This window comes from Sphingomonas sp., from assembly GCF_039594485.1.
GTDB lineage: Bacteria > Pseudomonadota > Alphaproteobacteria > Sphingomonadales > Sphingomonadaceae > Sphingomonas.
In genome coordinates this window covers 88,230-102,080 of sequence record NZ_JBCNNI010000014.1, presented here as the reverse complement: position 1 = coordinate 102,080, position 13,851 = coordinate 88,230, and the positions used below count along the sequence as shown (strand labels likewise).

General features: G+C 66.7%; 10 protein-coding genes. 5 read left to right on the top strand and 5 right to left on the bottom strand.

What is annotated here, in order from left to right; all coding sequences use genetic code 11:
* Positions 1-18 precede the first annotated feature (18 nt).
* Genes ABDV78_RS09195 through ABDV78_RS09185 form a run of 3 tightly spaced genes read left to right on the top strand, consistent with a single transcriptional unit; the run spans position 19 to position 4,398 of the window.
* Entirely contained in the window at positions 19-579 is a 561-nt protein-coding gene (locus ABDV78_RS09195; RefSeq protein WP_343527097.1) for a PAS domain-containing protein, read from the top strand.
* Entirely contained in the window at positions 576-4,019 is a 3,444-nt protein-coding gene (locus ABDV78_RS09190) for a chemotaxis protein CheB (protein WP_343527096.1), read from the top strand. Before ABDV78_RS09195 ends, ABDV78_RS09190 begins: the two co-directional genes overlap by 4 nt.
* Positions 4,012-4,398: a response regulator gene (locus ABDV78_RS09185; protein WP_343527095.1), complete on the top strand. Its 387-nt coding sequence runs from the start codon at positions 4,012-4,014 to the stop codon at positions 4,396-4,398. Before ABDV78_RS09190 ends, ABDV78_RS09185 begins: the two co-directional genes overlap by 8 nt.
* A 10-nt stretch (positions 4,399-4,408) precedes the next feature.
* Here the strand turns inward: ABDV78_RS09185 and ABDV78_RS09180 are convergent, their stop codons facing one another.
* Genes ABDV78_RS09180 through ABDV78_RS09165 form a run of 4 tightly spaced genes read right to left on the bottom strand, consistent with a single transcriptional unit; the run spans position 4,409 to position 10,041 of the window.
* A complete protein-coding gene (locus ABDV78_RS09180) occupies positions 4,409-5,683 on the bottom strand; it encodes a TolC family outer membrane protein (protein WP_343527094.1) in 1,275 nt (424 codons plus the stop codon).
* Positions 5,676-8,105, bottom strand: a complete 2,430-nt coding sequence (locus ABDV78_RS09175; protein ID WP_343527093.1) for an ABC transporter permease — start codon at positions 8,103-8,105, stop codon at positions 5,676-5,678. The genes ABDV78_RS09180 and ABDV78_RS09175 overlap by 8 nt, the downstream gene beginning before the upstream one ends.
* A gap of 11 nt (positions 8,106-8,116) precedes the next feature.
* Positions 8,117-8,794 carry an ABC transporter ATP-binding protein gene (locus tag ABDV78_RS09170; RefSeq protein ID WP_343527092.1) on the bottom strand — a complete coding sequence of 226 codons (678 nt, stop codon included), beginning with the start codon at positions 8,792-8,794 and terminating at the stop codon, positions 8,117-8,119.
* A 14-nt stretch (positions 8,795-8,808) separates the two neighbouring features.
* Complete coding sequence (locus ABDV78_RS09165) at positions 8,809-10,041, bottom strand: efflux RND transporter periplasmic adaptor subunit (protein WP_343527091.1); 1,233 nt, start codon at positions 10,039-10,041, stop codon at positions 8,809-8,811.
* A gap of 90 nt (positions 10,042-10,131) precedes the next feature.
* Here ABDV78_RS09165 and ABDV78_RS09160 point away from each other — a divergent pair, with 90 nt between their 5' ends.
* On the top strand, positions 10,132-11,448 hold the full coding sequence (locus tag ABDV78_RS09160; protein ID WP_343527089.1) for a response regulator: 1,317 nt from the start codon (positions 10,132-10,134) through the stop codon (positions 11,446-11,448).
* Positions 11,449-11,473: 25 nt separating this feature from the next.
* On the top strand, positions 11,474-12,580 hold the full coding sequence (locus ABDV78_RS09155) for a HAMP domain-containing sensor histidine kinase (protein WP_343527088.1): 1,107 nt from the start codon (positions 11,474-11,476) through the stop codon (positions 12,578-12,580).
* A gap of 13 nt (positions 12,581-12,593) precedes the next feature.
* Here ABDV78_RS09155 and ABDV78_RS09150 read toward each other — a convergent pair whose 3' ends face one another.
* A complete protein-coding gene (locus ABDV78_RS09150) occupies positions 12,594-13,826 on the bottom strand; it encodes an FAD-dependent oxidoreductase (RefSeq protein WP_343527087.1) in 1,233 nt (410 codons plus the stop codon).
* Positions 13,827-13,851 lie beyond the last annotated feature (25 nt).

The following is a 13,851-nucleotide window of genomic DNA, read 5'->3' as shown; positions in this document are numbered from 1 at the left end:
GATATGGAGCCAATATTAGTGCGCGATCATGAGATTCCGGGGCATCTGGCCACCTATCTGAACCAATCTCCGATCGCATTGGCCCTTGCCGATGCCAGAGATGACAATCCTCTTCTCTTCATCAATCATGGCTTCCGCGAATTGACTGGCTATACCGGCGAAGAGGTGATCGGTCACAATTGTCGCATGCTGCAACGCGACGCCGATAATGACGAAGCACGCGAGCGTATCCGGGAGTTTCTGGCGAGCGAGCGACAGCTCAACGTCCGCACCATGCTGATCAATTTCCGCAAGGACGGATCGCCCTTCGTCAACCTGCTGTACATGTCCAAACTGCGCCAGCTCGACGGCCGCATGCCCTTCATATTCGCATCGCAATTCGACGTCAGCCGGTCCCAGCCCGATCGACTGGTGGCTTATGATGCGGAACTCGGGCGGACGATCGGCAAATTGACCCCGGTGCTGGCGGAAAGCGGCATGGTGCTGGAGGGATCGTTGACCGCGATCGCCAATACCGCCGCGACGATCGCACAAGCAAAGCTGACCCTGTCGGATCTCGACCGGGCATCCTTTCCATGAGCGACGGCGCCTCGGGCAACGGACCTCCCAGCAACGACATTCGCGGGACCGTGCCGGTGGTCGGCATCGGCGCATCGGCGGGCGGGCTGGAAGCGCTTCGGGAAATGCTGACGCCCGCCCATGCGCCGACGGGCATGGCGTTCGTGGTCGTCCAGCATCTCGACCCCAATCATGAGAGCATGCTCGCGCAATTGCTCGACCGGCACACCAATTTGGAGGTGCGCCAGTGCGAGGGATCGGAGCGGATCGAGGCGGACCGCGTCTATATCATTCCGCCCGGCCGGGGGCTTGCCATTCGGGGCGGGGTGCTCGAACTCACCGATTTCGTGCAGCCGCGCGGGTTGCGGCGGCCGATCGACGACTTCTTCCTTTCGCTGGCCAGCGACCAGCAGGCCAATGCCGCCTGCGTCATCCTGTCGGGCACCGGGGCGGACGGCACCACAGGCCTGCGTGCGATCAAGGAGAATGGCGGCGTCAGCGTCGTCCAGAAACCCGAAAGCGCCCGCTATGACGGGATGCCGCTATCGGCGGTGGGGACCGGACTGGTCGATTTCGTCAAGCCGGCGGGCGAGATCCTCGACTGCCTCCGCGCCTTTTTCGCCAGGCGGATCGGCGAGCCCAAGGATCAGGAGGCGGAAGTCGTCGCCGATCATGTCGACGACCTCTGCCGCGTGCTGCGCAACGCCATCGGGCACGATTTTTCGGGTTACAAGCGCACCACCCTGGTCCGCCGGGTGGAGCGCCGGATGCACGTGCTGGGCATCGCCACCGGCTCTGCCTATCTGGCACGGGTCAAGAGCGATGCCGACGAGTGTGAGGCGCTGTTCCGCGACCTGCTGATCAACGTCACCCGCTTCTTCCGCGACGCCGAACTGTTCGATATCCTGCGGACGAAGGCAATCGAGCCGCTGCTGCACGGGCGCGACCCGGACGAGGATATCCGCATCTGGGTACCCGGCTGTTCCAGCGGAGAAGAAGCCTATAGCATCGCGATGCTCTTTGCCGAGGCGGCGCGCGAGAGTGGCCAGCCGCTGGCGGTCCAGATCTTCGCGACCGACATCGACGAACAGATGCTGCAGATCGCCCGCGAAGGCAGCTATCCGGCCTCCGCGCTCGCCGACATCCCGTTGCCGCTGCGCGAACGCTATATCGTGCCCCATGCCGATCGGTTCACCATGTCGGCGCAGATCCGGGACATGATCCGCTTCTCCAACCACAGCCTGGTCAAGGACCCGCCCTTTTCGCGGATCGACCTGGTATCGTGCCGCAACCTGCTGATCTACTTCGATGATCGGTTGCAGCAATCGGTGCTGCCGCTGCTCCACTACGCGCTTCGCCCCGGCGGTTATCTGTTCCTGGGGCCGTCCGAAAGCGTCGGGCGGTTCGATCATCTCTTTCCCGCGATCAACGGCCATGCCCGACTGTTCGAGCGATCGCCGGGATCGCCATCCTATCCGATCGACCTGCCCGGCGGCGGCAATCGCGGCCCCCGTCGCCGCGACGACCGCGCCGAACGCGGTGGCGGCGGCGTGATCCCGGACGAAGGCGCCGCGCTGCGCCGGATCGTCGACCGCTATGCCCCGCCGAGCATGGTCCTGGACCAGGATGGCGGCATCCTCGCCGCCTTCGGCAAGCTCAGCCGCTATTTCACCTTCCCCGTGACGCGCGCCGGCGGGTCCAGCGCGGTGACGCTGGCGCGGTCCGGCCTGCGCGAGGTCATCGGGCCGATGCTTCGCCAGGCGCGCGACGCGCGCAAGCGGATCGCCGCGCGCGACGTCGAAGTGATCACCGAATACGGTATCCAGAAGATCGACGTGATCTGCGACCCGCTGACCGACGGATCGTTGCTGTTCCTGTTCCGCGATTCCGCGCCGTTCAGCCCGGTCGAGCAGAATGATCTGGCCGACCTGGAGCCAGGGGACGATCATATCGAGGCGCTGGAGGACGAACTTCGCCTCACCCGCCATCGCCTGCGCTCGACCGTCGAGGAACTGGAGACGGCGAACGAGGAGCTGAAAAGCTCCAACGAAGAAATGATGTCGATGAACGAGGAGCTTCAATCGACCAATGAGGAATTGTCGACCGTCAATGACGAGCTGAAGACCAAGGTCGATCAACTCACCGTGGCCAATTCCGATCTGCGCAATTTCTTCGAATCGACCGACCTCGCGGTCGTGGTCCTCGACCGTCATCTCCGCGTGCGCAGCTATACCGAGGCGGCACGTTCGATCTTCCCGCTGCAACCGGGCGATCGCGGCCGATTGCTCGCGGACGTGTCGACGCGGCTGGCCAATACCGACTATCTTGATGGCGCCCAGGCGGTCGCGAGCGGCGGCGCGCCGGTCCAGCAGCGGGTGACGACCCGCGACGGCGAACGCATGCTTTCGCTGCGCATCCTGCCCTATCGGACGCAGTCGGATGGGGTGGACGGCGCGACGCTGGTCCTGACCGACATCACCGAAGCGCTCAGCATGGAACGCGCCTTGGCCGCCGAGCGCGAGCGGCTGGACCTGGCGGTCAAGGCCGGCGGGATCGGCGTGTGGGAATATCGCGACGACATCGGCGAGACGTTCCTGGACAGCACCGGGCGCGCGCTGTTCGGTGTCGAGAGCGACGGCGCGGCCGTGCGTGTCAGCCTGCTGCTGGACCGGATCGTTCCCGAGGATCGGATCGGCGTCGAACGCGCGCTTACCGATGCGATGGCGGGCAACGGCGATTTCGAAATGACCTTCCGCCTGACCGTCGACGGCAAGGACCGCCGGATCAAGGGCTTCGGCCGCCGGGTAACCGATCTGCCCCCGCACCGCATGGTCGGCGTGTCGATCGACGTGACCGCCGAATATGCGATCGCCGAAACGCGCGAACTGATGCTGCGCGAGATGAACCACCGGGTGAAGAACCTGTTCGCGATCATCTCCGGCATCGTCTCGGCGGCGGCGCGGTCGCATGATGACGTGGTCGAGATGGCCGACGATGTGCGCGAACGCATCGCGACCCTCGGCCGCGCCCATTCGCTCGCCTCGCCCACCGGCGAGCAGCAGGCGATCGACCTGGCGGCCCTGGTGGAGGCGACGGTCGCCCCCTATCAGGGACAGTCGAAGATCGAGATCGACGGCCCCCACTTGCTGATCGACCATCGATGCCTGTCGCCCCTGGCCCTGATCCTGCACGAATGGGCGACCAATTCGGTCAAGTACGGGGCGCTGTCCCACCGGCTCGGCGTATTGTCGATCCGCTGGACGCGGCAGGATGGCCGATTGCGGCTGGCATGGAGCGAAACCGGCGGGCAATCGACCGGCGAGACGGTCTCGAACGGCTTCGGCACCCTGCTGGTCCAGACATCTTCGCGACAATTGGGCGCGGCGCTGGAGCGGAAATCGGTCGACGGGCGTTTCATGCTTGATCTCGATCTACCCGAAACGGTTCTTGCGCATGACTAAGACGATATTGCTGGCCGAAGACGAGTTCTTCGTCGCTCTCGACCTTCAGAATATCATTGAAGATGGCGGCTATGCCGTCGATGGACCCTATGTCAGCGTCGAGGACGTGCTGGCCCATCTCGACGATCATCAACCGGAGCTGGCCTGTGCCATCCTCGACGTCCGGCTGCGCGATGGCGAGGTGTTTCCGGCGGCAGAGCGACTGCATGAAGCGGGCGTTCCCCTGATCTTCCATTCGGGCCATGCCGACGAACAGGTCCTGCAATCGCGTTACCCAGGGTCCCGCGTCTGCGGAAAGCCCTGCTCGCCGTCACAGCTTCGCCGAACCCTGTCGATGGCGGTTTCCGCGCCTGGCGAGGAGGAACGCGAGGCAGGTTGAGCGGGCGCGCTCAGTCGAACGCGCCCCGCCCCATGCGCCCCGTGGCCCGCAACAGCGCGGCCTGCGCGGTCAGCACGTCGACCCGCGCCCGCGCGACGGTCAACTGCGCCGCGCGATAGCTTTGGTCCGCGACCAGAATATCGATCGTCGAGCGCAGCCCGAAGCCATATTCGGCGCGCACGCCCTTGAGCGCCAGATCGGCGGCGCGCAATCCCTCGACGCCGGCCTTCAGCCGCCCCTCGGCGGCGGTCAGCGCCGCCCAGGCCGTATCGGCCGATCGCACGGCGTTGCGCGCCGCGGTCTCCGCGTCGAAGCGCTCGGCGCGCTGCATCGCCTCGGCCTGCCGCACCCGTGACGCCACAAGCCCGCCCGTCAGAAGCGGTATGCGGAGCGACAGCCCCGCATTCGCCGCACTGTCGAAGCCGGTCCAGCGGCCGCCCGACGCCTGCACCCCACGCCCATAACCGCCCGTCAGATCGATCGCCGGGGCACGCTCGGCCCGCGCCTGATCGATCCGTGCCGTCGCAGCCTCGACCCGCCGCCGTTGGGCGAGCAGCAGCGGATTGGAGGCCTCGGCCGCCGTCCGTGCATCGGCCAGCGAACGCGGCAGGCTGACCGGAGGAGCGATATCCGGCTCCAGCGTGCCCGCGTCCCGCCCGACGACCGCGCGATAGGTCGCCGCCGCCGTCGCCGCCGCGCCCTCGGCGTCGATCAGGTTGGAGACGACGCTCGCCCGCTGTGCTTCAAGCTGGGCGACATCGGTGCGGGTCGCCTGCCCCAGCCCATAGCGCGAGCGGGCCTCGGTCACCTGCCGGTCGAGCCGTTCGATACCGACCCGCGCCACCTCGACCGACTGCTGGGTATAGAGCAGGTCGGCATAGGCCCCGACGACGCGCTCCAGCACATCGGCCTCGATATCGCGCAACGCCTCTCCGCCTGCTTCGACATCGCCGTTCGCCGCGCGCACCGCCGAGCGCACCCGCCCGCCGGTCCAGATCGGCAAATCCGCCGAGACGCTGCCGACACCGCTCGACGCGCCGCCTCTGTTCCCGGCGCTGTCATAGCCCAATCGATCATAACCCGCGCTGCCCGTGGCATTGGCGGTCAGCCGTCCCGCCGCGCGCGCCTGATCGGGCGTTTCGGCCAGGCCCTCCTGCCGGGCACGGGCGGCGGCGAGTTCGGGATTGCCGTCCCACGCCGCTGCGATCGCATCGCGCAGCGTCTCTGCCGATGCGGGGGCGGCCGAGACCAGCGCCGCCCCCATCAGAAGCCACCGCTTAGTCATGACGCAGCGCCCAGGCCGGTGCCGCACGGCTGGCGCGCAGCGACTGGCCCAGCACCGTCAGCACCGCGATGGTCAGCGCGACCAGCGTCGCCGCGACGAAGAACAGCGGCGAGAGCGCGATCCGATCCTCGAACCCCGCCAGCCATATCCGCATCGCCAGAAAGGCCAGCGGCCAGGCGATCAGGTTTGCGAACAGGACCGGCCGCAGGAACTGGCCGACCAGCAGCTTTACGATGTCCACCGCGGACGCACCCAGCGTCTTGCGGATACCGATCTCCTTCACCCGCCGCTGGGTGTTGAACGAGGCGAGCCCCCATAGCCCGACGCAGCCAATCAGCACGGCCAACACCGCGCCGATGGTGAACAGACGCGCGGCGCGGTCGTCGGTCTTGTAATATTGCTCGTCCATCGTGTTCTCGGCCGTTTCGGCACGCAGCGGCACTTGCGGCGCGATCCGACGCCATGTGGCCGCCAGTTGGTCCTTCATCGCGCGGGGATCGCCGGAGAAGCGGACCGACAGGAGCGGGGCATCGGGCACTTCGTCACGATAGAAGACATAATAGGTCGGATCGATCGGTAGGCGCGGCGTGAAGAAACGCAGTTCGTCGATCACACCGATGATGGTCCGGGGGTTTCGACCGCCGACGGTCTTGCCCACCGCTTCCTCGGGTGAATGGAAGCCGAGCTTGGTGACCCCAAGCCGATTGATGACGATCGGCATCCCATCCAGGTTCATATGGCCCGCCGCCGAAATGTCATCCGCCCGGTGATCGAGGTCGAAGATGCGTCCCGCCAGAATGCGCGGCGGAAAGACGGAGAAAAATCCCTTGTTCACCGCTATCCGGCGGAAGGACGGACCATCGCCCTTCTGGCCTGGGATCGGGACATTATCGGCATTGTTGTTGCCCTGCCCGCCCGGCCCGGTGTCCGCCTGCCCCAGCGCCTTCACGCTCGGAAGCGCCGCCAGCGCCTGGAGCAGCGCCGAACGCTGCGCCTTGTCGAGGCCACTATCCATGAAGGACGGGACGATCATCAATCCCTGACGCTGAAAGCCGAGATCGACGGTGCGCATATGGCGGGTCTGGGTGACCATGACGAGCGTGCCGATGACGAAGGCGATGGCAAGGCCGAACTGCACCATCACCAGCGTCTCGCGGGTGCGCGTACCCGCCCGCCCACCGCCCGGCGCTCTCGCCGAGGCGAGAACCGAGGCGGCCGGATAGCGCGACAGCAGAACCGCCGGATAGAAGCCGGCGGCCGCCCCGACGACCAGCACCAGCAGTATGAGCGCCGGAACCACGATCGCATAGGGAATGGTGAGTGACAGCCCCCCCGCAGCATTGACCAGCGGCAGCCCCAGTTCCGCCAGGATCAGGCCGCCAAGAGCGGCGATCGCGACGGTCAGGATCGCTTCGCTCAGGAACTGGCGGACCAGCGCATGGCGATCCGCACCCAGCACCTTGCGCATCGCCACCTCACGAGCCCGCAATCCTGCCCGCGCCGTCGCCAAGTTCACATAATTCAGGATGGCGATCAGGAGCGTCAGGATACCGACCAGCCCCAGCGTGACGACCATCAGCTTGCGGCTCGCGCTTTCCTTGCCCTCGGGGGCGAGATGCATGTCAGCGATCGGCAACAGGCCAATGCCCATATTAACCGACGCATTCTTGCCCATATCCTTGAGGGCCCGGCGATCGACGAAAGCCGGCATTTTCTCGACAAAGGTCCGCGCGATCGCGGCATCGGGAAAGCGCAGATAGGTGTACAGGCTGGTACTGCCCCAATGGAACCAATAGTCGGGCTTCTCGCCCGCCGGGATGCGCATCAGGATCGAGAATTTGAAATCGCTATTGGCGGGCAAGTCCTTGAACACACCCGCCACGCGGTAAGGTTGCGGCTTGCGCCACGAGGTGGTCAGCGTCCGCCCCACCGGGTTCGCATCGCCGAAATATTTGCGCGCCAGCGACTGGCTGATCACGATATTGCCCGGATTGTCGAGCGCGCCGGCACCCTGCCCCGCGACCATGGGCAGGTCGAACACCTGGAAATATTCGGGATCGACGCGGGCCACATCCTCCTGAACGGCGACGCCGTTGCGGAGGACGCTGCCGCTATCCTCGCCGCCTTCATAACGGGTGCCGATGATGCCCGGAAAATCCTCCTTCATCTGGACCAGCAGGCCGCCCATGGTGTTGTGATAGGTTCCGACAAAGGGGCTATCCATGCCCTTCCAGATGGTCTGGACCAGATAGATGCCCTGATGCCGGGGCAGCCACTTCTCATAGCTGGTCTCGAACCGGACATAGAGGCCCAGCACCAGGAAGACGGCGATGCCCACCGCCAGTCCGCCGATGTTGAGCGCGGCATAGAGCTTGTGGCGCACAAGCGAGCGATAGAGCGACAGAAGCGCGAAGCGATTCATGCCGATCCCTTTCACAGCGCACGCATGGCGCTGGCGACGATGCGGCCGTCGAGCATGTCGATGCGGCGCCTGGCGAGGTCGGCATGGCTGGGCGAATGGGTGACCATCACGATGGTCGCGCCCGCTTCGTTCAACCCGGTCAGGATGTTCATCACCTGCTCGCCATTGGCGGTGTCGAGATTGCCGGTCGGTTCGTCCGCCAGGATCAGCTTGGGATCGCCGACGATGGCCCGCGCAATGGCGGCACGCTGTTGCTGACCGCCCGAAAGCTGGTGCGGGAAGTGACGGGCGCGGTGCGCGATGCCGACCTTGTCCATCGCCGCAGCAACCCGTGCCCGCCGGTCGCCGATGTCCCGGCGATAGGCGAGGCCGAGCGCGACATTCTCCTCAATGGTCAGTTCGTCGATCAGGTTGAAGCTCTGAAAGACGAAGCCCAACGTCTCGGCGCGGAACTTCGCCAGTTCCTTTTCGTCCATCGCCGCCAGATCACGGTCACCGAACATGTACCGCCCGCCCGTCGGGCGGTCGACGGTGCCCAGCGTGTTGAGCAGCGTCGACTTGCCGCAACCCGACGGCCCCATGATGGCCAGGAACTCGCCCTTCGCCACATGCAGGTCGATATCGTGCAGCGCGGTCGTCTCGACTTCGTCGGAGACATAGCGGCGCTGAATATTCTCCAGTCGGATCATGATGTTCCTACCCCTTAGCGGATATTCAGAATGTCGCCCTTCACGGACGCGGTGTTGCTGATGACGATGCGTTCGCCCGGGTTGAGGCCGGACAGCACCTCCACCTGCTCAGGGTTGCGGCGACCGATGCGAATGGTACGGCGACGGGCATGCCCGCCATCGGGATCGAGGACGAAGGCCGCGCTGCCGCCGCCTTCCAGCCAGCTTCCGACCGGCGCCACCACCGCCCGGCTCGCAGCGCCCAGCGTGATGCGGATATCGATCGTCTGCCCGCGATTGAGCCCGGCGGGCGCGCGGTCGAACGTCAGCTCGACCTGGAAACGCCCGTCCTTCACGGCGGGCAATACCTTCGATACGGTCAGCGCCGCGCCATCGGTGGTCGTCGCCTTCTGCCCCACCGCGACGCGGCCTAGATAATATTCGTCGACTTGGGCGACCAGCTTCCAGGACCCTTCGCTGTCGACCTGTCCCGCCGGATCGCCGGGTTTCAGCGTCTGTCCCGGCTGGATGACGAAATAGGTCAGCCGCCCGTTCGCGGGCGCGCGGATGGTCAGCGCCTCCAGGCCGGCACGGACCGCCGCCAGATTACCCGACAGCCGCGTCTGGGTGTCGTTCAGCCGTGCGGACTGGGTGGCGGTGATCCGCGCCTCGGTCGCGCGGCCTGACTTCAACTGGGCGAGCCGCTTTTCCTGATAGGCGGCCTCTTCCTCGAAGCTCTTCACCCCTGCATCCGACAGGAATCCCTGATCGTGCAACTGGCGACGAATGCCGAGGTCCCGGCGCGCCTTGATCAGATCATATTCGGCCTGTGCCACCTGCCCCGCCCGATCGAGCTTGTTGCGCTCGATCCCCAGCCCTTCGCTGGCGACGCCGCCAAGCTGGCTGGCGATCGACGCCTCACGGGTCAGCACGTCGAGCTTGAGCTGCGGATTGGCGAGCGTGGCAAGGGGCTGGCCCTCGGTCACCATCTGCCCGTCCTGCGCCAGCAGCTTCTCGACCTGGCCGCCCGCCAGCACGCCGACCAGCGTGGTGACACGCGGGGTCACTGTCGCGCGGACCGGCAGATAGTCGTCGAAGGCGGCACGGGTCACGATCCCGGTCTCGACATTGTCGGCGGCGATGTCGGTCGATCCGGCCGCGGGCAGATAACGCCAGAGCAGCACCACCCCGAGCAGGACCAGCACGGCGATCACCACGCTGCGGCGACGCCACCACGGCACCGCCTTTCGCGCAATCCGGCGATCCATCCCCGCCCCCGGTGGGGTGCTTGCGTGTTCGGGTTGTTCGGTCATCATGGAGAGAATGTCACCCAGGATGCTCGAAAAACCTAAACTCCTATGAAAAAGCCATTTTCTTCACCGCCGATCGAATCCGACCGTTCGGGTTCGGACGGACCGTCCAGAAATGGACGGTACGGAGGCGGGTCAAGACCCCTTTCCATTCTTCTGATCGACGACAATCCGCGTATCGCCGAATCCCTGACCATCGCGATCGAACTGGCGGGTCACAGGCTGGACGTCGCGAACGGGCCGGAGGATGGCTTCTCGCGCCTGGCCGCACGGCGTTACGACACGATCCTGCTCGACTTGAACTATGCCCCCGGGCGGACCGATGGCGGCGAAGGGCTGGCCATGCTCGCGCGCCTGCTGGCCGACGATCCGGGCGCAAGCATCATCGTGATCACCGCGCATAGCGGCATAAGGCTGGCGGTCGCCGCGATGCAGGCAGGGGCCCGCGATTTCGTGATGAAGCCCTGGCGCAATGCCGAACTGGTCGCCAAGATCGAGGCCGCAGCGATGCGATCTGTCCGGGGCGCTCCATCCTCTGCTCCTGTCCCCGCCGGTGTCGCCGAGCCCGCCCGCCTGCTCGGCGACAGTCCCGCGATCGAACGCGTCCGGGCGCTGATCCAGCGGGTGGCGCCCAGCATGGCCGGGGTCGTCGTGACCGGCCCATCGGGAGCGGGGCGCTCGCTGATCGCCGCCGCCATTCACGCCGCCTCGACGCGGGCCGACCTCCCGATGCGCCGGATCGATCTGCGCGATCCGCATGGATGGGACCGGCTGGATCAGGAAACCGGCACCTGGATGTTGCGCCATCCCGATCGGCTGAACGAGGTCGCGCAGTCGCGCCTGCTCGAACGGTTGCCAACGGGGGTCCGGCTGATCGCGATCGCGGACGAGGCGCGGGCCATCACCCCTGCGCTCGCCCGCCGGATCGCCACGGTCGAGATCGCCGCGCCCCCGCTGGCCGAACGGCGCGCCGACATCCCCCTTCTCGCGCGGCATTTCGCGCGCCAGGCGGCGGAAGCGCATGGACGACCCGTGCCGCGCTTCACCCCCGCCGCAGAGGCGCTTTTCATGACCGCCCATTGGCCCGACGAGGCGCGGGGCCTGGCCGCCGCGATCGAACGCGCGTTGCTGCTCGGGGAAGACGGGGTGATCGACGCCGCCCTGCTCGCCCCGCCCGCGCCGATTGCCGCAGCCGCAGCCGCAGCCGTCAACTCGTCGCGGGCGACTTTCGACCTAGACCAAACCGAACGCGCGATGATCGAGGCGGCGCTTGGCGAGCATCATCACAACGTCACCCATGCCGCCCAGGCGCTGGGGCTCAGCCGGGGCGCACTCTATCGCCGAATGGCCCGCCATGGGCTTTAGGCGGAGCATAGGGCGCATCGCCCTGATGGCGCTGTCGGGATGTGCGCTGACCCTGTGCGGGGCGCTGATCCTGCTGGCATGGCGCCATGGCATGTTCGCCTCGGTTCTGGGCCTGGCGTTGCTGATCCTATGGTTGATCGTGGTCGCCTGCTGGACCGCCGCCCGGTCCGGCCTGACCATCGCCGCGCCGGTCGTGCCGATCCAGAGCCCGGCCGACCCGCCGCTTCATGCCCTGCTCGACCAGATTCCCTTGCCGCTGATCCGGCTGGACAATGGCGCGGCGCGCGCCGTCAACCGTGCCGCCCGGACGGTGTTCGCGACCGACGACCGGCTTCGCCCCATCCCTGCGGCGTTGCTCGATCCGGCCGAAAACCGGTTGCGGCACGAAGCGCGAAGCTGGCGGATCGAGCGGATCGAGGCGGGCAGCGGCCGGTCGATCGCGATGCTGATCGATATCGAGGCCGAACGCCGCGCGGCGGAGGCGCATGCCGACAACGAGATGATCGACATATTGGGGCATGAGCTGCTCAACGGCCTGTCCCCCATCGTCTCGCTGGCCGACAGCGCGCTGGTGGCGGCCGAGCGGGGCGATGCGCGGCTGCCCGCGATCCTCACCACGCTGACCCGGCGGATCGAAGGACTGGAGCGCTTCACCCGTGCCTATCGCATGCTCGCCCGCCTGCCCGACCCGGCCCGCACGCCGATGGCGGCCAGACCCCTGGCCGATGATCTGGCCCGCCTGTTCGCGCAATGCTTCGGCGATGCGGTCGCCCTGCGCATCGAGGTCGAGGACGAACTGACCGGCCGGTGCGATCGCGACCAGATGACCCAGGCGCTTTGGGCGCTGCTACAGAATGCCGCCGAGGCCGCACGGAGCGGAGCCGTAGCGCCTAGCGTGACCCTGGCGATGGCGGCGGATCGTGAAATCCTGTGCATCCGGGTGACCGATAGCGGCGATGGCGTACCCGCCCCCGAGCGGGCGCGCATCTTCCGGCCCTTCCACACCACCAAGGAGGATGGGTCCGGGATCGGCCTGACGCTCGCGCGCCGGATCGCGCGGGCCCATGGCGGCGATCTCACGCTGTTGCCCAGCGCCGCGACCACCTTCGAGATGACGCTCCCGATCGGCTGAGCCCCGCCCCGGCTCAGTCCCCGGCCAGCTCCTTCAAGGGCACATTCACGTCCGCCAGCCGCGCCGGGTTCGGACACACCCCGACCTCGACCAGTTTTCGGCCCTGCACATAGTCCTTCATCATGTTCACGCAGTCGAGCGCGATCACCCGGCCATCCTTCAGATAGGCAACCGAAAAGGCGCGCGTCGCCGGATCACCGCGCAGGATCGTCCGGTCGTAACCGACATTGATCCCCGCCGTCTGGAGCTTCAGGTCGAACTGGTTCGACCAGAACCAGGGGAATGCCTTGTAAGGCTTGGCGTCGCCGCAGATCGCCTTGGCCACGCAGGCCGCCATGTCATGGGCATTCTGCACCGATTCGACGCGCATCACCTGCCCACCGGCATAATCACAGGCAAAGGCCGCGCAGTCGCCGATGGCATAGATATGGGGCAGCGAGGTGCGACAATAGGCGTCGACCTCCACCCCATTGGTCCCGCGCGCACCCGCCCGGATCAACGGTGCGACGGCGGGTATGATACCGATGCCGACGATCACCGCATCGGCCGGGATCACCGTTCCGTCTTCGGTCCGCACGCCGGTCACGCGCGTGCCGTCCCCCTCCAGGCAGTCGACCGTCACGCCCAGCCGCAGGTCGACGCCATGGTCGCGATGCTCGCGCTGATAGAAGTCCGAAAGCTCTTCCCCGGCCACCCGTGCCAGGACGCGCGTCTGCGCCTCCAGTAGCGTGACCGCGAGATCGCGTTTGGACAATATGGCCGCCGCCTCCAGCCCGATATAGCCGCCGCCGATCACCACGATCCGCGCGGCGCCGGCGTCCAGTTCGGCCATCAGCAGGTCGCAATCCGCGCGCGTCCGCACGCTGTGCACTCCCGCCAGCTCCGACCCCGCGCAGGTCAGTCGCCGCGGATCGCCGCCGGTCGCCCAGACCAGCGTGCCATAACCCAGCGTCTCTCCATCGGACAGGATCAGGGACCGTGCCTCGGCATCGACCTCCACCACCTCGGTTCCCAAGCGGAAGCTGATGTCCTTTTCCGCCCAGAAGCCGGGCGGGCGGATGTAAAGCCGTTCGAAACTCTTGGCCCGCGCGAAATAGTCCTTCGACAAGGGCGGCCGTTCATAGGGATATTCGGGCTCTCGGCCGATGACCGTGATGCGTCCCGCAAAGCCGTTCTGGCGCAGGGCGATCGCACATTGTGCGCCGCCATGGCCCGCCCCGACGATAACGATATCCGAATTGTCCATGCCGCCGCCCTCCCATCCTTTGCGA